At 70.0% G+C, this 22,232-nt stretch carries 10 protein-coding genes; 8 read left to right on the top strand and 2 right to left on the bottom strand.

Going from position 1 to position 22,232, the window contains the following annotated elements:
- Window positions 1-218 precede the first annotated feature (218 nt).
- On the bottom strand, window positions 219-425 hold the full coding sequence (locus OG219_RS04285) for an HAD hydrolase-like protein (protein WP_323183344.1): 207 nt from the start codon (window positions 423-425) through the stop codon (window positions 219-221).
- Between the two features lie 372 nt (window positions 426-797).
- On the bottom strand, window positions 798-1,745 hold the full coding sequence (locus OG219_RS04280) for a methionyl-tRNA formyltransferase (RefSeq protein WP_266823007.1): 948 nt from the start codon (window positions 1,743-1,745) through the stop codon (window positions 798-800).
- A 253-nt stretch (window positions 1,746-1,998) separates the two neighbouring features.
- On the opposite strand from OG219_RS04280, the gene OG219_RS04275 reads away from it, so the two are divergent.
- The 8 genes from OG219_RS04275 (at window position 1,999) to OG219_RS04240 (ending at window position 22,201) form a co-directional block, all read left to right on the top strand.
- Window positions 1,999-3,354 carry a lysine N(6)-hydroxylase/L-ornithine N(5)-oxygenase family protein gene (locus OG219_RS04275; protein ID WP_266823004.1) on the top strand — a complete coding sequence of 452 codons (1,356 nt, stop codon included), beginning with the start codon at window positions 1,999-2,001 and terminating at the stop codon, window positions 3,352-3,354.
- Between the two features lie 114 nt (window positions 3,355-3,468).
- A complete protein-coding gene (locus tag OG219_RS04270) occupies window positions 3,469-4,530 on the top strand; it encodes an iron ABC transporter permease (RefSeq protein WP_266823002.1) in 1,062 nt (353 codons plus the stop codon).
- A complete protein-coding gene (locus OG219_RS04265) occupies window positions 4,527-5,588 on the top strand; it encodes an iron chelate uptake ABC transporter family permease subunit (protein WP_266823000.1) in 1,062 nt (353 codons plus the stop codon). Before OG219_RS04270 ends, OG219_RS04265 begins: the two co-directional genes overlap by 4 nt.
- A gap of 49 nt (window positions 5,589-5,637) precedes the next feature.
- Window positions 5,638-6,498 (top strand): ABC transporter ATP-binding protein, encoded by an 861-nt coding sequence (locus tag OG219_RS04260; RefSeq protein ID WP_266822998.1) that lies wholly within the window; start codon window positions 5,638-5,640, stop codon window positions 6,496-6,498.
- Between the two features lie 110 nt (window positions 6,499-6,608).
- Window positions 6,609-7,664, top strand: coding sequence for an iron-siderophore ABC transporter substrate-binding protein (locus tag OG219_RS04255; protein WP_266822996.1), 1,056 nt, complete (start codon window positions 6,609-6,611; stop codon window positions 7,662-7,664).
- 46 nt (window positions 7,665-7,710) lie between these two features.
- Window positions 7,711-9,498, top strand: a complete 1,788-nt coding sequence (locus OG219_RS04250; protein WP_266822994.1) for an ABC transporter ATP-binding protein — start codon at window positions 7,711-7,713, stop codon at window positions 9,496-9,498.
- Window positions 9,499-9,555: 57 nt separating this feature from the next.
- On the top strand, window positions 9,556-20,511 hold the full coding sequence (locus tag OG219_RS04245; protein ID WP_266822992.1) for a non-ribosomal peptide synthetase: 10,956 nt from the start codon (window positions 9,556-9,558) through the stop codon (window positions 20,509-20,511).
- Window positions 20,498-22,201, top strand: a complete 1,704-nt coding sequence (locus tag OG219_RS04240) for an ABC transporter ATP-binding protein (RefSeq protein WP_266822990.1) — start codon at window positions 20,498-20,500, stop codon at window positions 22,199-22,201. The genes OG219_RS04245 and OG219_RS04240 overlap by 14 nt, the downstream gene beginning before the upstream one ends.
- Window positions 22,202-22,232: the final 31 nt, after the last annotated feature.

Below are 22,232 nucleotides of genomic sequence, written 5' to 3'. Positions count from 1 at the left end.
AGGTAGCCGGCCGCGAACACCGTCCCGGAGGGTTCGTAGCTGTGCTTCGGGGCCGGCACTCGGGCCAAGGAGCGGAGGAGAGAGGTGGCTGGTGAGCTCCGTCGAGGGGCGCCCATTGCGTGCGTACAGCCTGGCTCGTCTGCCGCCACCTGCGGCTTTACCTCGGAAAGGCCTCTGACCCGCGTACACGGACGAGCGCAGGACGTCCTGGGACGTTTTCAGTGGTGGGTGAGGTCTTCCAGAAGGCCGAGCAGACCGATTGTGTCCGTCAGGTCGGGAAGGACGGTGGCGGCGCCGGCCGCGGTCAGTTCAGACTGCCCGTGGACGCCCGTGGCGACAGCGATGACATGGGCACCGGAAGCGAGCGCTGCCTCGACGTCTCGCGGGGTGTCGCCGACGAGGACGACAGGTGTGTCGTCCGGCAGGGTGCGGTGATCCCGAATGCGCCGACGAGCGACATCGACCAGCTCTGACCGATCGACCGCGTCCGCCCGAGGGTCACTCTCCGAAGTATCCGCGCCGACGGCGCGATGGTCACGTGTGACGACACGCGTGGGCTCGGGTGAGTCGTCCGGCCGTCGGCCGCCCCGCTGTGCAGAGCCGCGGGCGGAGGGTTCCTGGACTGCGGGGGCTCGCCCGCATGGCCAGGGCGGTCGGATGCCATCGCCGTAGCCCGCCGGCCGTCAGCTCCTCCGGCAGTCCTCGACGGGCGGAAAACGATCGCCGCCGCACGGACCGGTGATCCGTACGGCGGCGAACGTCCTGTCGGCCCGCGGGACCGCGGTGGGGCCGGCCCGTCAGGGGCGGCTGGTCAGATATCCGCCCATGGAGGTGAAGTACTCCGTCGCGGACAGCTCCCGGCCGTCCTCGGTCCGTACGCGCGTGATGGCCAGGCCGTGGTTGCGGCCGGTGCGCGCGTCGGCTCCGGCGACGATCACCACGCCGTCGCCCTCGCGGTAGAAGATGCGGCCGGGCGTACCGCCGTAGCGGCCCTGGGACACCACGGCGGCGAGGACCTCGAGGCGCCTGCCCCTGTGGAAGGTGAAGGCGCTGGGGTACGGCTCGGACTGGGCGCGGACCAGGCGCTCCAGGTCCTGGGCCGGCCAGGTCCAGTCGATGCGGATGTCTTCGTCGGCCCGCTTGTGGAAGAAGCTCGCCTGGGAGCGGTCCTGCTTGGTGAACTCCGTCTGTCCGGTGGCGATGAGGTCGAGTGCGCCGACGGTGACCGGGGCGATGAGGTCGACGGTCTTGTGGAAGAGGTCGGTGGTGGTGTCCGTCGGTCCGACCGGTACCGCCTCCTGCCGGACGATGTCACCGGCGTCGAGTTCGTCGTTCATCATGTGCGCGGTGACGCCCACTTCGGACTCGCCGTTGATCAGGGCCCAGATCAGCGGCGAGAAGCCGGCGTACTTGGGCAGCAGCGAGTCGTGCACGTTGAGCGTGCCCCGGCGCGGCAGGTCGAAGATGCGCGGGGGGATCCACGTCCGCCAGTTGTTGGCCACGATGATGTCCGGGTCGGCCTCCTTGAGGCGCTCGAACAGCTCGTCGTCGTCAGGGCGGTTGCGGATCAGCACCGGGACGCCGTGTTCCTCGGCGAGGTCGGCTACGGAGTCGCTCCAGATCTTCTCGTACGCGTGCTCGCTCTTGGGGTGCGTCACGACAAGGACCACGTCGTGTTCGGAGTCCAGGAGAGCTTGCAGGGTGCGGTGCCCCCAGGTCTGGTAACCGAACATGACGACCCGCATGGGGTTCCTCCTTGAGGCAGGGGCGCTGACCAGCGGTCAGTAAAGCAAGGCTTACCTTAGTTTACAACGGCTGTACATAGCGCCCCAGTTGGTGGGCATCGGCACACGCTTGGCGCTCGACGCGCCCTATCGACACCTTCACAGGATTAGCTTAGGCTCACCTAAGTTGCAGGCGAGCCGCTCTGTCGGCGTGCCCGCATTTCGCACTTTCCCCCACGCCTGGCAGGCGACTGCCCCGCACAATGGGAGTGACATGTCGCAGGTTCTTCCTGGTGGCGCACCACTGGTCCACGACCTCATTGGCATCGGCTTCGGCCCGTCCAACGTGGCCATGGCGATCGCACTCAGCGAGCACAACGCAAGCGCCGGCGGGCAGGAGGCGATCACCGCTCAATTCTTCGAGCAGCAACCGCGCTTCGGCTGGCACCGCGGCATGCTGATCGACGACGCGACCATGCAGGTGTCCTTTCTCAAGGATCTGGTGACGCTCCGGAACCCGGCCAGCGAGTTCAGCTTCCTCTGCTATCTGAAGAGCAAGGGGCGGCTGATCGACTTCATCAACCACAAGAGCCTCTTCCCGCTGAGGGTGGAGTTCCACGACTACTTCGAGTGGGCCGCTGCCAAGGTCGACGACATGGTCTCCTACGGCCACGAGGTCGTAGGGGTCACTCCTTTCGTCCGTGACGGAGTGGTGGAGCACCTGGACGTGACGGTCCGGTCGGGGGAGGGGCTCGCGGTCCACCGGGCCCGCAACCTCGTCTTCGGTACCGGGCTGCGTCCTCTCATGCCGGAGGGCGTGGAGCGCGGCGACCGCGTCTGGCACAGCTCCGAACTCCTGGCGAAGGTCGACGGATTGGAGGGTTCCTCGCCCGATCGGTTCGTCGTCGTGGGCGCCGGGCAGAGCGCCGCTGAGAACGTCGCCTACCTGCACCGCCGCTTCCCCCGGGCCGAGATCTGCGCGGTCTTCTCCCGCTACGGGTACAGCCCCGCCGACGACAGCAGCTTCGCCAACCGGATCTTCGACCCCGGGGCGGTCGACGAGTACTTCGCCGCGCCCGAGGACGTCAAGCGCCGGCTGATGGACTACCACGGCAGCACCAACTACTCCGTGGTGGACATCGATCTGATCGACGACCTATACCGGCAGATGTACCAGGAGAAGGTGCTCGGCACCGAGCGGCTGCGCTTCCTCAACGTGTCCCGGCTCGCCGACGTCAAGGAGAGGCCGGACATGGTCCGTGCCACCGTGAAGTCCCTCGTCACCGGTGAGGAGACCCTCCTGGACGCGGACATCGTGGTCTTCGCCACCGGCTACAGCCAGGCCGACCCCCTCGGCCTCCTCGGCGGCGTTGCGGACCGCTGCCTCCGCGACGACGAGGGCCGCGTCCGCGTCGAGCGTGACTACCGCATCACGACGGACCCCGATCTGCGCTGCGGCATCTACCTGCAGGGCGGCACGGAGCACACGCACGGCATCACGTCGTCCCTGCTGTCCAACACCGCCATCAGGGTCGGCGAGATCCTGGACTCGCTCCTCGACCGGGGCCTCAAACCCGCTTCCGACGAGGCCCGGATGGTCGCCGACGGAACCGGCAGCACCGCCGGTTAGGCCTCTCGCCGGTTCGCCCCCCCCACACCGCCGCGCCCTGCCCGGTGCACCGCACCGGGCAGGCGCGGCAGCCCTGTTCAACCACGTGAAAGCAAAGGGATAACGTACGTCGACATGGGCATGACTGCAGTTGAGCGCCCCGTGCCCAGGGGCACAACAGGGGCCCGTCACAGGCGGGTTGTGGGTTTGGGCATCCTTGTGGTGATCCTCGTGACCGCGGGGGCGGTGTCGTTGGCTGTCGGTGCGCGGGCGTTGAGTCCTGGCGAGGTGTGGCACGGGCTGTTCGCCGCGCCGCAGGACTCGGACCAGCGGCTCACCGAGATCAGGCTCATCGTGCAGACCGTGCGGGTGCCCCGGACGGTGCTCGCGATCGTGGCGGGCATCGCGCTGGGGGTCGGCGGGGCCTTGATCCAGGGGTACACGCGCAACCCGATCGCGGACACGGGCCTGTTGGGGGTGAACGCCGGCGCCTCGTTCGCCGTGGTGTCGGTGATCGCCGTGTTCGGGTTCTCCAACCCGTTCCAGTACGTCTGGTTCGCCTTCCTGGGGGCGGCGGTCGCCGGAGTCGTCGTGTTCGGTCTCGCGAGCATCGGCCGGGGGGCGGGCAACCCCTTGACGCTCGCCCTTGCCGGACAGGGGATCACGGTGTTCCTCGCGGCGATGACCACGGCGGTCGCGCTGTCGGACCAGGCGTCGCTGAACGCGCTGCGGTTCTGGAACGCGGGCTCCGTGGCCGGTGTCCAGTTCGACGTCATCTGGCCGGTGGCCGCGTTCATCGCGGCCGGGTTGGTGCTGGCGCTGACCACGCTGCCCGCCATCAATCTTCTCAACCTGGGGGACGACGTGGCGCGGGGGCTGGGCGTGAACATCGCGCTGAGCCGGACCATCGGCATCGTCGCCATCACCCTGCTTGCGGGCGCGGCGACGGCGGCGTGCGGCCCCATCGCGTTTCTCGGGCTCATGGTGGCCCACGTGGCCCGGTATCTGACCGGGCCGGACTATCGCTGGCTGGTGCCGTACGCGGGCCTGCTCGGGGCCATCATCCTGCTGGTCTGCGACATCGTGGGGCGACTGGTGGTACGGCCGGGTGAGTTGGACGCGGGTGTCGTCGTCGCTCTCCTCGGCGCCCCGTTCTTCGCGGTTCTGGTGTGGCGCGGAAAGTTCAAGAACGCATGAACGGGACGGACTTGAAGCCATCGGTGGCGCCGGGCGTGCGGCTCGGCCACGTGTCGTTCGTGTGGCGGCCCTGGATCGTGTTCGTCACGCTGCTGCTGGCGACGGCGACCTTCCTGATGTTCTGCCTGTCCATCGGCGTCGGGGACTTCCCCATCGCCCTGCCGCAGGTGATCTCCACGATCCTGGGCGGGGGCGAGCGGGTCGACAGATTCGTGGTCATGGATCTGCGGATGCCGCGTGCCCTGGCAGGCCTCATCGTGGGGATCGCGCTGGGGGTGTCCGGAGCGATCACGCAGTCCATCGCGCGCAATGCGCTGGCCAGTCCGGACATTCTGGGGGTCACCGGGGGAGCCAGCGCGGTCGCGGTGTTCCTGGTGACGGTGTCGGGCGGGACAGCCGCGGCGATCGTCGATGCCGTGGGCCTGTCCGCGGCGGCGCTCGGCGGCGGTCTCGGCACGGGGCTGCTGGTGTACTTCCTGGCGTGGCGGCGCGGGATCGACGGCTTCCGGCTCATCCTCATCGGCATCTCGGTGAGTGCCGTGATGGAGGCGATCACGACCTGGCTGCTCGTCACGGCCGACATCAGGGACGTGGCCCGGGCACAGGCGTGGCTGGTCGGCTCGCTGGACGGCCGGTCGTGGGACGAGGTCTGGGTGGCGCTCTGGTCCACCCTCGTTCTCCTGGTCGTCGTGTCGTGTGTCGCCTTCCAGTTCAAGCCGATGCACTTCGGCGACGAGGTCGCCGCGGGCCTGGGCGTCCGGTACTCGATGGTGCGGGCGGTCCTGCTGCTCTGCGCGGTGCTGCTGGCCGGTGTGGCGGTGGGCGCGGCGGGCCCGGTGCCGTTCGTCGCGCTGGTGGCGCCGCAGGTGGCGATGCGTCTGGCGCGGTGCCCCACACCGCCGATGGTGGCCTCCGGACTGGTGGGAGCGTTGCTGCTGATCGGTGCGGACCTGGTCGCGCGCACGGCACTGCCGATCACTCTCCCGGTCGGCGTGGTGACCGCGGCGATCGGCGGACCCTTCCTCGTCTATCTGTTGGTGCGGGCGAACCTCAGATAGCTGCTGGCTGCTAAAAAGGTTAGGCACACCTAAATACGAGGGGGGTCTTGTGGTCGCTCAGCACGTCACCGAGATCGAGACCGAGTCCGTGGCCCAAGACGTCTCACGGCTGGCAGCCAGGGGGGTCACGGTCGGGTACGGCGGCCGGATGGTCATCGACGATCTCGACGTGGCGATCCCGCCAGGGGTGATCACCACGATCATCGGCCCCAACGGCTGTGGGAAGTCGACCCTGTTGCGGACCCTGTCGCGGCTGCTCAAGCCGGCCAAGGGGACGGTCGTCCTCGACGGCGACGACATCGTCAAGCTCAAGACCAGGGACGTGGCGAAGAAACTCGGCCTGCTGCCGCAGGCACCGGTCGCGCCGGAGGGGCTGACGGTGGCCGACCTGGTCGCCAGGGGCCGCCATCCGCACCAGAGTTGGCTGCGGCAGTGGTCCTCGGACGACGCGGCCGTCGTGGAGCGCGCGCTCGCCATGACCGGGGTGTCCGATCTGGCCGACCGCCCGGTCGACTCCCTGTCCGGCGGCCAGCGCCAGCGCGTCTGGATCTCGATGACCCTGGCTCAGGGCACCGACCTGCTGCTCCTCGACGAGCCGACCACCTACCTGGACCTGGCGCACGCGATCGACGTGCTCGACCTGGTGGACGACCTGCACGAGTCGGGGTGCACCGTGGTCATGGTGCTGCACGACCTCAATCTGGCCACGCGCTACAGCGACAACCTCATCGTGATGAGGGAGGGGTCGATCCTGGCGCAGGGGCACCCGCGTGACGTGATCACCGCCGAGCTGCTGCACGAGGCTTTCGGGTTGCGGGCCAAGGTGATTGACGACCCGGTGGGAGACCGGCCGCTCGTCGTGCCGATCGGCCGTGCGCACGTCCAGCTCGATCAGACGGGGCACAGATAAAACACAAGTTCAGGCGCAAGTAAGGCTAGGCTAGCCTCACTTGGGGCGATAAGGTTTGCCTGCCCTCAGGAAGGGGCGTAGTGGACGGCGCGAGAGCAAGGGATTTCCGGATGCAGCTCCATCGAACAAAGCTGATGAAGTCCTCGCGGCGACTGGCGGCGGTACTGTCCGCCGTGGCCCTCGGCGCAGGTCTCCTCGCCGGATGCGGTTCGGACTCCGCGGACGAGACGAGTGACAAGCCCTCGTCCACCACCGCGGCCGGCGTCTTCCCCGTCACGGTGGAGCACGCGTTCGGATCCACCGAGGTCACCAAGGCTCCTGAGCGGGTCGTCACCGTCGGCTACACGGACGACCAGACCGTCCTGGCCTTCGGCATCAAGCCGGTCGGCATGGTGGACCAGTACCCGAACCCCGCGGGCCAGAGCCCCGACATCAACACCCAGTGGCCCTGGGTGAAGGACAAGTGGGGCGACACCAAGCCCGAGGTCATCATGAAGAACGGTGACTCCGGCCCCAACTACGAGAAGATCGCCGCCCTGCGGCCCGACCTGATCATCGCGGTCTACTCCGAGATCGACCAGGCCGCCTACGACAAGCTCTCCCAGATCGCCCCGACGGTGGGCCGCACCAAGACCGAGAAGGAGTTGTTCAGCGCGCCCTGGCAGGACAACGCGCTGCATATCGCCAAGGCGCTCGGCAAGGCCGAGGAGGGCGAGAAGATGGTGCAGGGCATCCAGGACCAGCTCGACGCCGCCAAGGAGGCGCACCCCGAGTTCGCGAGCCAGACCGCTGTCGCGCTGTCCTGGTACGAGGACTCGGTGGCGCCGTTCACCTCGACCGACGTGCGCGGACGGCTGCTGACGGGCATCGGCTTCAAGTACCAGACCGAGATCGACAAGATCGCGGACGGCAGCTTCTACACCAAGCTCTCTCCCGAGCGCGTCGACCTGGTCGACGTCGACCGCATCTTCGTCATCAACGACAAGGCGGACACGGCCGCACTGAAGAAGTTCGAGCTGTTCACCAACCTGGACGCCGTCAAGAACGGCAAGGTGTCGTACCTGCTCGACAGCGAGGGCCCGGCGATCGGCGCGGCCATCTCGCAGGGCACCCTGCCGTCCATGCCGTACGCGATCGACGAGCTCGTCAAGTCGGCGGCCGGCTAAAGATGTTGAACGACGCGACCTGCGCCCGGCCTGCCATGGCCCGGGTGTGAGCGGCACGGACACGGGCGTCGCCCCGGCGGTCCTGCGTACGGCTTCCGGACGCGAGGCGTCCCGGTGGGTCGCGGCGCACTGCCGCGAGGTGCCGGGGCTGACGGCGGCCACCGTGTTCACCACGGTGGCCGGCGCGGCGCTCCAGGTGCTCCCGGTGCTGCTGCTCGGCCGGGTGGTCGACGGAGTGGTCGAGGGCGAACCGCGCTCGGTCCTGGTCACGGTCGGGGCGTTGATGGTGGCCGCCGCGCTGCTCGGTGCGGCAGCCACCGCGGTGTCGACGTACCTGATCGGGCGGCTGGGCGCGGATCTGCTCGCGCGGCTCCGGGAAGGCGCCGTACGGGCGGTCCTCGGTATGCCGAGCGCACGGATCGAACAGGTCGGGCGGGGAGACGTGCTGTCCCGGGTCGGCGACGATGTGGCCGTGCTGTCCAGGGGCATACGGACGGCCATCCCCACGGTGTTCTCGGCGGGAGTGCTGGTCTTCATCGCCACGGTCGGCATGTTCGGCCTCGACTGGCGGCTCGGCCTGGCGGGCGCCGGGGCGCTGCCCGCGTACGGGCTGGCCCTGCGTTGGTATCTCCCCCGGTCCGCCCCGCTCTACAGGAAGCAGCGGGTGGCCCAGGCCGACCGTGCGCAGGCGCTGATCAGCGGTCTGAACGGGATAGACACCGTCCGTGCGTACCGTCTTGAGGACGCCTTCCGCGAGAAGGTCACCCGTGAGTCGTGGCGGGTGCGCGATCTCGGCATCGAGGTGTTCCGGTTCTTCGGCCGGTTCGTCGGCAGGGAGAACCGCGCGGAGTTCATCGGCCTCGTCCTGATCCTCGTGGTGGGGTACGCCCTGCTGGAGGCCGATGCCGCCACCCTGGGCGAGGTGTCGGCGGCCCCGCTGATGTTCCACCGGCTGTTCACCCCGCTGGGCGCCATCATGTTCACCTTCGACGAGGCGCAGAAGTCGGGCGCGAGCCTGACCCGGCTGGTCGGGGTGCTGGGGGAGGACGCGGAGGACCGGCTGGTGGGCGACTCGGCCGTCGCGTCGGCGGACGCCGCGTCGTACCCGGTGACGGTGGAGGGGCTGACGTTCCGTTATCCCGACACCGAGGAGCCGGTCCTCCGGGACGTCGACCTGAGGATCCCGGCCGGCGGTTCGCTCGCGCTGGTGGGGGCGACGGGCGCGGGCAAGTCGACCCTGGCCGCGCTGATCGCGGGCATCGGGACCCCGCAGGCCGGGTCGGTGCGCGTCGGGTCGACCGACCTCGCCGGCCTGGACGAGGCCGGCGCCCGGGCCCTGGTGAGCATCCTGACGCAGGAGACGCACGTGTTCGCCGGGCCGCTCGCCGACGACCTGCGGCTGGCCGCGCCTGAGGCGACCGACGCCGAGCTGATGGAGGCGTTGCGCACGGTCGGCGCCGACGGGTGGGTCGACGCGCTGCCCGACGGGCTGAACACCATGGTCGGCGAGGGCGGCGAGCGACTGGACGTCACCAAGGTCGCCCAGATCGCCCTGGCCCGACTGGCGTTGGGCCGGTCGCCGGTGGTGGTGCTCGACGAGTCGACCGCGGAGGCGGGCAGCGAGGGCGCCGCCGAACTGGAGCGGGCCGTACGGGCCGCGTGCTCGGGCCGGACCACCTTGTTCGTGGCGCACCGGCTGACCCAGGCGATGGCGGCGGACCGGATCGCCGTGCTCGACGCGGGACGCGTGGTGGAGCAGGGAACCCACGAGGAGTTGGTGGCTCTGGGCGGCCGGTACGCGCGGCTGTGGCTGGCCTGGCGAGAGGGCAGTTAGGCAAACCTAACTTAGGTTAGGCTAACTTTCAGTCTGTGAAAGGGTGCTGAGTCTTCGATGATGGAACCGAGCGCTCGTCTCGTACAACTTTCCCCCACACGATTGACCGACGTGCGCCGGCGGACCGGCGACTATTCCGACCGGACCATCACCGAAGCCTGCGCCATCGCGCTCTCGTACTGGGCGACGGGCCACAGCCCCGAAGGCATCGACCTCAAGCCCGGCACTCTGTTCGCCGATGTCCTCGGCTGGATCGACAACGGCGGGGCCGGGCCCGGCAGTTGGGAGATCGGCGCGGACGACCGGAGCATCGCCGTCCCGGAAGGCGTCGGGCCCGCCGACGCGCAGCTCGCACTGGACGACCTGGCCGACTTCCCCGACCGGCCCATCGGCACCGTCGGCCCGTCCAGTGTGGCGGCCCGGCTAGAGGCCCTGAGCGAGTGGAACGACACCGGCGCCGACCGGATCCGACCGACCATCGTGGAGATGTTCCGTGAGCAGGCGCGGAACAGGCCGGACGCCATCGCCATCGTCGACGAGCACCACTCCCTGACCTACCGTCAGGTGGCCGAACGTTCCAGCCAGTTGGCCCACCATCTGATCGAACGCGGACTCACCGCCGAACAGGCCGTCGGCATCTCGCTGGGCCGCTCCGCCGACATGGTGATCGGACTGCTCGCCGTGCTCCAGGCAGGGTGCGCGTTCGTGCCGCTCGATCCGCAGTGGCCCGCCGCCCGCCGAGCCGTCGTCATCGAGGACGCCGGGATCGTGCTCCAGCTCAACGACTCGGGCGAGCACGACCCGGGTGAACCGGAAGCCGTGGCCGTCGACCTCGGCGACTGGCGGTTCGGTTCCTACCCCGTCGAGGAGACCGGGGTCACCGTCCACGGCAACGCCCTGGCGTACGTGATCTTCACCTCCGGTTCGACCGGTCGCCCCAAGGGCGCGATGATCCGGCACGAAGCGATCAGCGAGCGACTGCTGTGGCAGGTCGAGGAGATCCTGGGCTTCGGCCACGACGACGCGTCACTGTTCAAGGCGCCGTTGTCCTTCGACATCTCCGTCAACGAGATCTTCCTGCCGCTGGTCAGCGGCGGCAGGCTGGTGGTCCTGCGGCCCGGCGGCGAACGCGACCCGCACCACCTGCTGGGCGTCATCGCCGAACACCGCGTCACCTTCACCTACTTGGTGTCGTCCATGCTGGACGTGCTCCTCGATATCGCGGGCGACTCCGGGCAACTGGACAGCCTGCGGCACGTGTGGTGCGGCGGCGAAGTGCTGACCCCGGAGCTGTACGAGCGGTTCCGTACCCGGCTCGACATCCCGATGTACCACGGCTACGGCCCGGCCGAGACGACGATCGGTGTCTCGCACGTCATCTACCGGGGCGCGGCGGAACGCCTGTCGACCTCGATCGGCAAGGCCAACCCCAACACCCAGTTGTACGTGCTGGACGACGAGCTGCGTCCGGTCCCGGTCGGCGTGGGCGGCGAGCTGTACGTGGGAGGGTTCCTGCTGGGACGGGGCTACGTCAACGCGCCCGGCCTGACGGCGTCCCGGTTCGTGGCCAACCCCTTCGCCGGGGACGGGTCCAGGCTGTACCGGACCGGCGACCTCGCACGGTTCGCCCCGGACGGCTCACTGGACTTCCTCGGCAGGGCCGACAACCAGATCAAGATCCGCGGTATGCGGCTGGAGATCGAGGACGTCGAGGTCGGTCTCGCCGAACATCCCGGCGTACGGCACACCTGCGTCGTCGCGAAGAAGAACGCGGCGGGCGGCACCTACCTCGTGGGGTACGTGATCCCGGCCGCCGGGAGCGAGACCCTGCGGGCGGCCGAGGTCAAGGCCTGGGCCGCCGAGCACATGGTGGAGTACATGGTGCCCGCCCATGTCGTCGTGATGAAGGAGTTCCCGCTCACCGCGAACGGCAAGCTCGACCGGAACGCGCTGCCGGAGCCCGCCGTCGGGACGGGCTCGATCGTCCCGCCCACGACCGAGAACGAGCGCCTGGTGTGCGCGGCGATCGCGGCGCTGCTGCAACTGGACGAGGTCGGTGTCGACCAGGACTTCTTCCAACTCGGCGGAGACAGCATCCTGGCGATCTCGCTGCTGAGCGCGCTGCGCGACGCGGGCCTCTACGTCACGACACGGCAGATCTTCAGCAACACCGTGGTGGGGGCGCTGGCGGCGGTGGCGAGCCGTGAGGACGTCTCCACGGTGGACCACGGCGATGTCGCGACCGGTTCAGTAGTGGGGTCGCCCATCGTGCAGTGGCTGGGCGAGACCACGGACGCGATCGACGGCTTCGTGCAGTCGGTGGTGCTGAACACCCCGGCGGAGCTGACCCCCGACGCTCTCGACGCGATCCTCGCCGCCGTCCTCGGGCGGCACGACATGCTGCGCGCCAAGCTGGTGCGCGGCGACCGTTGGAGCTTCGACATCCCGGAGGCGGACCAGGCCCTCGCGGGATGGCAGGAGAGCGACCGGCCTCTCGACGAGTGCGTCGCGCTCGCCACCGACGGGCTGGACCCGGCAGGCGGCGTGATGCTGCGTGCCGTCTGGCGCCGCGAGGCACGGCAACTGGTCCTGGCCGCCCACCACGTCGTGGTCGACGGCGTGTCCTGGCGGGTCCTGATGGAGGACCTGGCCACGGCCTGGCGGCAGTTCACCTCGGGCGCACCGATCGAGCTGCTCCCGGCGGGCACGTCGTTCCGGCGTTGGACGCAGTTGCTGGAGCGCGCGGCTTTCGACGCGGACAGCGCCTACTTCTGGCGTCCCCTGCCAGGAGCGGACGAGCCGTTGGGCAGGCGCGCGCTGTCCGAAGCCGACACCGTCGCGGGGGAGCGGGTACGGACCGTCTCGGTCGGCCCCGATGTCACGGCCGCGCTGCTGGGCGAGATTCCCGCGAAGTTCCACGCGGGCGTCAACGACGTGCTGCTGACCGCGCTCGCCGTCGCCCTCGCCCGTTGGCGCCGCGACCTCGGGCAGCACCAGACGTTCGCGCACATCGAACTCGAGGGCCACGGCCGCGAAGGACAGTTCGTGGCGGGCACCGCCGGCTTCGAGCCCGAACTCTCGCGGACCGTGGGCTGGTTCACCACCCTCTTCCCGGTGACCGTGGACCCCGGCGCGGCGGCCGACTTCACCGCACCCGCGTACCTCGCCGCCGCGCTCAAAGCGGTCAAGGAAGACCTCGCCCTGGTGCCGGACAACGGCGTCTCCTACGGTGCCCTGCGGTACCTGACCCACACCGAGTTCGACGCGCCCGCACCGCAGGTGCTGTTCAACTACCTGGGCCGCTTCGACGCGGGAGCGTCCGGGGACTGGCAACTCGCCGGTACTACTGGGCAGTTGGGCGAGAGGCGCGACCCGAGGATGCGCCTGCCGCGCGCCCTGGAGTTCAACGCGATCGCCGAACCCGCCTCGACCGGCGAGTACGAACTGGTCACCACCATCTCCTGGCCCGACGGGATGTTCACCGACGAGGACATCGCGACCATCGGCGAGTACTTCCGGGGCGCCTTGGCCGCCCTCGCCGCGCTCGACCAGGGCGGCCACTCTCCCAGTGACTTCGGCCTGGTGCCGCTCGCCCAGGCCGATGTCGATGTCCTGGACGGCCCGGCGCTGCGGAACATCCTGCCGTTGACCCCCTTGCAGGAGGGTCTGTACTTCCACTCGGTCTTCGACGACGACTCGACGGGCGCCTACGTCGAGCAGCAACTGCTCACCCTGGACGGCGAGGTGGACGCCGACCGGCTTGCGGCGGCCGCCACCCGGCTGCTCACGCTGTACCCGAACCTGGCCGCGCGGTTCGTGGCCCTCACCGACGGCCGTGTGGTCTCCGTACTGGAGAGCGGAGTGGAAGCGCCCTTCACCACGCTGGACCGCCCCGGCATCACCGACGACGAGATACGCGACCACGCCGAGCGGGACCGCCGCGCCGGGTTCGACCTGGCCACCGGACCGCTGATGCGGTACACGCTCATCCGCGCGGGCTCCGGCCGCAACGTCCTGGTGCAGACCGTGCACCACATCATCGCCGACGGCTGGTCGGTGCCTCCGATGCTCCGCGCGCTGCTGACCGAGTACCACGCACCGGGGACCGTGTACCCGGTCGGCGGCTTCCCCGACTACGTGCGCTGGCTCGCCGAACGCGACGACGACGAGAGCGACCGGGTGTGGCGCGATCAGCTCGCCGAGCTGCCCGGCCCCTCGCTGGTCGCCGAGGGGCACACCCCGTCCGACCGGTTCGCCGACACCGCCGTGGAGCCGGGGGACGGCATCGACTCGGCCGTCCGGTCGGCCGGAGTGCCGCTGAGCGTGGCCGTGCACAGCGCCTGGGCGGTGACGCTCGGCGGCATCCTGCACGGCAACGACGTGGTGTTCGGTTCCACGGTGTCCGGGCGCGACGCGGAGGTGCCCGGCATCGAGCGCATGGTGGGTCTGTTCATCAACACGATCCCCGTGCGCGCCCGTTGGGCCGGTACCACCACGGCGCGCCAACTGCTCGCCTCGGTACGGGAGCACCAGAGCGCGGTACTGCCGCACCAGCATGTCTCGCTGGCGAGGATCGGCCGCCAGACCGGCGCCGGCCCGCTGTTCGACACCCTGGTGGTGTTCGACGTCGCGACCGATCTGGCCGCCCTGCGGGGGCCCGACGACGCGCTGGTCATATCCGGCATCGTGAACGAGGGCGCCCCGCACTACCCGTTGACGCTGGTGTTGGAGCGCGCGGTCGACGGGCGTCCGCGCTTCAACCTGATCTACGACGGCGAACTGCTGGGGGAGGCACGCGCCCAGGAGATCCTGCGCACGTTCACCCGGAACCTCACCGGACTGCTCACCCGGCCGGACGCCCTGGTCGTCGACCTGGTGGCCCTGGCCGACGACCAGCTGCCCGAGGGCGACCGGTCTCCCGCGCTCCGTGGGGGTCCGGGGGGTCGTCTCCCAGGAATGGGCAGCACCCCGACGACCCTGGGTGGACTGTTCGACGCCGCCGCGAACCGCGACCCCGCCGCCACCGCCGTCACCCAATGCGGTCTCGACGGCGGTACCCGGTCACTGACCTACGGCGAACTGGCTGACGCAAAGGGTGAGTTGGCCTCGACCCTGCGCGCGGCCGGTGTCGGGCCGGGCAGACGGGTCGCCGTAGCCATCCCCGCCTCCCTCGAACAGGTCGTCGCCCTCGTCGCGATCGTCACCGCGGGCGGCGCGTACGTGCCGCTGGACCTGGCGTACCCGGACGAACGGCTGGAGTACATCCTCGCCGACGCCGCTCCGCAGGTCGTTCTCGTGGACCGTGACCAGCGGGACCGCTTCACGGAACTGCTGGCCAGGGCAGGCGTGTCGGCCCGCGTGCTCGTGCAGGGGGACGAGCTGCCGCAGGCCACCACCGAGCCCGAGGTCGGCCCGCACGACCCCGCGTACGTCATCTACACGTCCGGATCGACCGGCAGACCCAAGGGCGTCGTCGTCCCGCACTCCAGCGTGGTGACACTGCTCGCGAACACCCGGCCCGAGATGGATTTCGGCCCGCACGACGTGTGGGTCCAGTTCCACTCCTTCTCCTTCGACTTCGCGGTCTGGGAGCTGTGGGGAGCGCTGGCGCACGGCGGTGAACTGCTGGTACCGGAGTACGGGTTGACCCGCTCCCCGGTCGACTTCCACCGGCTGGTCCGCGAGCGCGGAGTGACCGTCCTCAACCAGACCCCGTCGGCGTTCTACCAGTTCATCGAGGCCGACCGGCATGCCGGCGAGCCGGTCACGGCACTGCGCCGGATCGTCTTCGGAGGCGAGGCGCTGGATCTCGGCCGCCTGCGCGGCTGGGTCGAGCGGCACGGCACCCGTTCGCCCGAGCTGGTCAACATGTACGGCATCACCGAGACCACCGTGCACGTCACCCACCGGGTGCTGACCGACGCGGACTTCGGCCTCGGCGGCGACGTCAGCCCGATCGGCGGTCCGATTCCCGGACTGGTCATCCACCTGCTCGACGACCGACTCCGGCCGGTGCCGCCGGGCCGGGTCGGTGCCATCTACGTCGCAGGTGACCAGGTGGCGCTCGGCTACCTGGGCAGGCCCGGGCTCACCGCGGGCCGGTTCGTGGCGAACCCCTTCACGGGCGACGGCTCACGCATGTACCACACGGGCGACCTGGCCCGCCGCACGCTCGACGGCGAGCTGGAGTTCACCGGGCGCGCTGACGACCAGGTCCAACTCAAGGGATTCCGGATCGAGTTGGGCGAGGTGGAGTCCGCGGTCAGGGAGCTCGACGGCGTGGTCGATGTGGCCGTCACCGTGGCGGACAGCGGAGACCACCTGGTCGCGCACGTCGTGGGCCGGGTACCCGGCGACTTCGCCGGCCTGCTGTCGGCGAAGCTGCCCGCGCACATGGTGCCGGGCCGGGTGGTGCGGGTCGCCGCACTGCCGCTGACGGTCAACGGAAAGCTGGACCGCAAGGCCCTGACCGAGCGTGCCGCACAGGACGACACCCCGGTGGCCGCGATCGATTCCGTGCTCGCCGCACTGGTCGACATCTTCGCCGAGACACTGCCCGGCTCCGCCGTGGACGGTGACACCGACTTCTTCAGGGCCGGGGGCGACAGCATCGTCGCCATCACCGTGATCAACCGGGCCAGGGCGCTAGGCCTGCCGATCGCGCCACGGGACGTGTTCCTGTTCAGGACACCGCGCGCACTCGCCGAACACCTGGGGACACGCACACCGCAGGCGTCCACGCCCGTACCCGCACAACGCGAGGACGGCCCGCTGACGCCGACACCGATCATCTTGCGCCAGCGGGAACTCGGCGGATCACTCGCCCGATTCGCCCAGGCCAGGACGCTGACGGCACCCGAGGGCACCGGGTTCGCCGACGCCGAGCGCGCCGCGAACGCCGTCGTGGCCGCGCACCCGGCCCTCCGCCTGCGGCTGCGCGTCGAGCACGGGGTGTGGGCGCTGCGCACCGAAGCCGCCCGCGAGGTCACCGTCGTACGTACGGACGCGACCGATGCGACGACCGCGGCGAACGAAGCCGCCGACCGGCTCGATCCCGAATCCGGGGAAGTCATCGCGTTCACGTGGCTCGAGGCGAGCCGGACCCTGGTGGTCACCGTGCACCACCTCGCCGTCGACTCGGTGTCCTGGCTGATCCTCCTCGACGACCTGGCAGCCGCCATGCGCGGGGCGACCCTGCGACCGCCGACCACGTCCTACGCCGAGTACGCCGAAGCACTGGCGATCCAGTCGACCCACGCGATCGACGACCTCGGACACTGGATCACCACGCTCCAGGCGCCCGGGCTGCTGCCCGCGGTTGAGGGACTGCCTTCGGTTGAGGGACTGCGCGAGACCACTGTCGTGCTCGCGCCCGAAGTGAGCGACCGCGTGACGCGCACCGCACCCGTCGCACTCGGCGTCGGTCTCACCGAGTTGCTGTGCGGAGCGCTGCGAACCGCGCTGACACACATCCAGCAATCGCCCACCGACCTCGCGATCGAGCTGGAGCGGCACGGCCGGGTACCCGTGCGGGAACACCACGACTACACCCGCACGGTCGGCTGGTTCACCGCCATCGCACCCGTGCGGCTCACGGCGCACACCGACCCCGTCGTGGCGGCGCGCGAGGTCGCAGAACGCCAGCCGGACGAGCGCGGGCACGTCGGCTACGGCCGGCTCAGGTACCTCAACCCGCAGACGGCCCCGCTGCTGAACGCCCGCCCGCAGGTGCTGTTCAACTACCTCGGCCGCGGCAGCGAGTCCCAGGCGCTGCACCTCGTCGGCGGCGAACAGGGCAGCCCGTACGCCGTCGAGGTCAACGCCTGGACCGACGCGGCCACCGGAAGCCTGCACGCGGACTTCACCCTCGCCGAGGGCATCCCCGACGAGATCACCGAGCACTGGCTGAGCGCACTGGAACACATCGCGGACGCCTCCGCGACGGCAGAGCGCACGGCACCGGTCACCCCCCTCCAGCGGGGCCTGTTCTTCCAGGCCCAGATGGCGGGCTCGGCCGGACACTACGTCGCGCAGAACTACTTCACCTTCGACCGGCGTCTGGACACCGACGCGCTGGCCGAGGCGATGGCGCGCGTGATCGCACGGCATCCGGTCGTCGGCGCAGGCTTCACCACCGACGACGACGGAAACCCGGTCCAGACCCTCAAGGCGGGCCGGCAGGTCGATGTCCGCACGATCGCTCTGGAGACGGACGCGGAAGTCGAAGCCCTACGGGCCCGGGACCGCGACACGGGATTCGACCCGGGTGAACCGCCGCTGATCCGGCTGACCGTGGTGCGCCTGCCCGACGACCGCGACGGCCTGCTGCTGAGCTACCACCTGCTGCTGTGGGACGGCTGGTCCCGCGAGATCATGCTGCGGGACCTGTTCGACGCCTACCGGGCCGTCGTCGCGGGCGAGCCCCCGGCCCCTGCCCCGGCCACACCGAGCTTCGAGGACTACGCCCGGACGCTCGACGCCAAGGACGCCGCCGTATCGGAACGCTTCTGGGCGGACCACCTGACCGGCCTCCCGGGCCCGACGCTGCTCGCCGGACCTGCGCCGTCCCTGTCGGACGACCTGCCGCGCGCGCTCGTACACACCCTGACCGCCGAACAGTCGGAACTGCTGCGGGAAGCGGCCAAGGTGCACGGCGTCACGCTGAACTCGGTACTGACCGGCGCGTTCGGCCTCCTCCTCGGCGCACACACGGGCCGCAGTGACGCCGTGTTCGGAGTGACCGTCTCCGGCCGGGAGGGAGAGGGGCTGTCCGACATCGTCGGCGTGCTGCTCAACACCGTGCCCATGTGGACCCGGGCACGGCCGGACGACACGGTCCGCGAGTACCTGTCGGGCGTGCAGACCGCCAGGGTCGAGGCGATGGAGCACGAGCACCTCGGCCTCGGCGAGATCCAGCGGGCCAGTGGGCACGACACCCTGTTCGACAACCTGTTCGTGCTCCAGAACTTCCTGGACATGGACGCGTTCGCCGAGATGAACGCGAGGCACGGCATCACCTCGGTGAAGGCCGACGACTCCACCCACTATCCGTTCACGTGGGTCGTCACGCCCGGCGAACGGCTCACGGTCAAGCTGGAGTTCCGCGACGACGACACCGAAAGCGCCCGTTCCCTCCTCGACGACTACCTGAGCGTGCTCGAAGACCTGGCCGGCTCGACCGGGCCGGTGGGCGCGCTGCGGGGTCTGGGGCCGGAGCCCGAGCCCGCCGAACGCACGGACGTCGGCACGGACACCGTCGTCGACCGGTTCGACAGGGCGGCGGACCGCGACCCGCAGCGCGTCGCGCTCGTCGCCCACGGTGCGACCATGACCTTCGCCCAACTCCGGGACCGCAGCCGCGCGGTGGCCGGTGTACTCGCCGGGCGCGGCATCGGCCCCGAGGCGACCGTGGCTCTCGCGGTCCCGCGCTCCCTCGACTCGATCGTGGCGCTGTTCGCCGTACTGCGAGTCGGCGCCGCGTACGTGCCGCTGGAGCTGGACCATCCGGACGAGCGGATCGCCGCGATCGTCGCGGACGCTCGACCGGACGTGATCCTCACCGTGACCGCCGTGTCGCCCCGGCTCACCGGCGACCTGATCGAGCTGGACCAACCCCTGCCCGAGGCCGAGCCGTTCGCGACGTTCGCGCCGGACGACCCGAACCGCCTGCGGCACCCCGCGTACACGATCTACACCTCCGGATCGACCGGGAAGCCCAAGGGCGTGGTGACCGAGTACGCCGGGCTCACCAACATGCTGATCAACCATCAGCGCCGCATCTTCGAGCCGGTGTTGGCGGAGCACGAGCACCGGGTCTTCCGGATCGCGCACACCGTGTCCTTCGCGTTCGACATGTCCTGGGAGGAACTGCTGTGGCTCGCCGACGGCCACGAGGTGCACATCTGCGACGAGGAACTGCGGCGTGACGCGCCCCGGTTGGTCGAGTACTGCCTCGAGTACGGGATCGACGTCATCAACGTGACGCCAACGTACGCGCAACAGCTGGTCGCCGAGGGCCTGTTGGACAACCCGGCACGTCGTCCGGCACTGGTGCTGCTGGGCGGCGAGGCCGTCACCCCGACGCTGTGGCAGCGGCTCGCCGAGACCGAGGGGACCGTCGGCTACAACTTGTACGGACCCACCGAGTACACCATCAACACCCTTGGCGTCGGCACCTTCGAATGCCAGGACCCGGTGGTGGGCGTGGCGATCGACAACACCGACGTGTACGTCCTCGACCCATGGCTGCGGCCCCTGCCCGACGGGGTCCCCGGCGAGCTGTACGTGTCGGGCATCGGCATCGCGCGCGGCTATCTCGGCCAGTCCGCCCAGACCGCGCACCGCTTCGTCGCCTGCCCGTTCGGCGAACCCGGCGAGCGCATGTACCGCACCGGGGACCTGGTGCTCCGGCGGCCCGACGGGAACCTGATGTACCTCGGCCGCACCGACCAGCAGGTCAAGATCCGGGGACACCGGGTCGAACTCGGCGAGGTCGAGGCCGCGTTCGCGGCGCACCCGGCGGTACGGTTCATCGCCGCAGTCGCCCAGCCCGACCCGGGGGTCGACGGCGCGTACCGGCTGGCCGCCTACCTCGTCCTCGACGGCTTCGACCTGGCGGCGGTCGCAGCCGAAGTGGGCACCGGGCTCCCGGACTTCCTGCGCCCGACGCACTACGCCCAGGTCGACAGCATCCCGCTGACGGTGAACGGGAAGGCTGATACGAAGGCGTTGCCGGAGGCCAAGCCGCTGGGCGCGCTGACCACGGCGGGGGAGCGCGGCCCGGAGACCGAGACCGAGACCACGGTCTGCGAGTTCTTCGCCGAAGCACTGGACCTGGACGATGACGAGGTGAGCGCGGTGAGCGACTTCGTGTCCCTCGGAGGGCACTCCATGCTGGCGGTGCGGCTGATCGGCCTGCTCCGCCGCGAGTACGGTCCTGTGATCACGATCCGTGAACTGCTCACCCTGCGAACCCCGGAAGCGATTGCCCGCCACCTCGATGACAACTCCTGACACGCAGCGGCCCCGCCCGGGGTCCGACATCCTCCGGACCGCACTGCGCCGCAACGTCGGCGCCATGGTCTGGGGCACCGTCCTCATGGGCCTGTACCAGGCGGGTGAGACCGCCTTCCCCATCGCGCTCGGCCTGATCGTCGAACACACGATGCAAGGAGACCGGAGCCTCGGCGCGCTCGGCCTTTCGATCGGCGCGCTGGCCGTGATCATCACGACCGTGTCGCTGTCGTGGCGGTTCGGGATGCGGGTCCTGCAGAAGGCCAACACAACGGAGGCGCACCGCTGGCGGGTGCGGGTCGCTTCCTGTGGGCTCCAGCCCGTGGCCAGGGACGTCGACCTCAAGTCCGGCGAGGTGCTGACCATCGCCACCGAGGACGCCGACCAGACCGCCGACATCATCGAGGTGGTGCCGCTGCTGATCAGCTCACTGGTCGCGGTGCTGGTCGCGGCGGTCGCGCTGGGCCTGGCCGACATCCGGCTCGGCCTGCTGGTGATCGTGGGAACCGTCGCGATCCTGTCGATCCTGAGCGTGATGTCCAAGCGGATCGGCGCCAGTACCCAGGAACAGCAGGCCCGGGTGGCGCGGGCCGGCGCGAAGGTCGCCGACCTGATCATCGGCCTGCGCCCGCTGCACGGCTTCGGCGGCAACCACGCGGCGTTCCGCTCCTACCGGAAGGTCAGCACGGAGGCGAAGCACCAGTCGATCACCGTCGCCAAGGTGAACGGTGTGTACGCGGGCACCGCGCTGGCCCTCAACGCCGTCCTCGCCGTGGCGGTGACCCTGACGGCGGGTTGGCTGGCCTTCGACGGCCAGATCACCATCGGGGAGCTCGTCATGGCCGTGGGTCTGGCGCAGTTCATCATGGAACCGCTGAAACTCTTCTCGGAGATGCCGAAGTACGTGATGATCGCGCGCGCTTCGGCCGAGCGGATGGCGCTGGTGCTGTCCGCGCCGCAGGTTGCGACCCCGGGGACGCAACTCCCTGCCGCCGGTGGAGACCTTGAGATCGACTGCGTCCGGTACGGGTCCCTGCGCAAGGTGAAGTTCCGTGTGTCAGCAGGCGAGTTCGTGGCGATCGCCGCCTACCAGCCGCGCGCGGCGGCCGACCTCGCGTCGATCCTGGCCATGAACGTGCCGCCCGTCTCGTACGAGGGAGTGGTACGGGTCAGCGGGCAGGATCTCGCGGACCTGGCGATCGAGGCGGTCCGCGAACACCTGTTGGTGAACCCGTACGACGGGGAGATCTTCGCGGGCACCCTCCGCACGAACATCGACCCGTCCGGCACCAGCCGGATGGTCCCCGAGGCCGTCGAGGCGTCCATGCTGACCGACGTCGTCGCGCTCCACCGCGAAGGACTCGACTACGGCGTCCGCGACCGCGGCGCGAACCTCTCCGGCGGGCAGCGCCAACGGCTGTCCCTGGCCCGTGCCCTCGCCGCCGACACCGACGTCCTGGTCCTGCGCGACCCGACAACAGCCGTCGACGCGGTCACCGAACAGCTCATCGCGCGCAACGTCGCGAAGCTGCGCCGAGGCCGCACCACCCTCGTCCTCACCAGCAGCCCGGCACTCCTGGACGCCGCCGACCGTGTCCTCGTACTGAACGACGGAGTCATCACAGCCGAGGACACCCACCGCAACCTCCTCGCCAAGGACGAGGCCTACTGCTCGGCGGTGGCACGGTGACGCGCCCCGTCAGGGGCGCGGGGAACTGCGC

Source organism: Streptomyces sp. NBC_00038, assembly GCF_026343635.1.
GTDB lineage: Bacteria > Actinomycetota > Actinomycetes > Streptomycetales > Streptomycetaceae > Streptomyces.
This window is presented reverse-complemented; position numbering and strand designations above follow the sequence as displayed.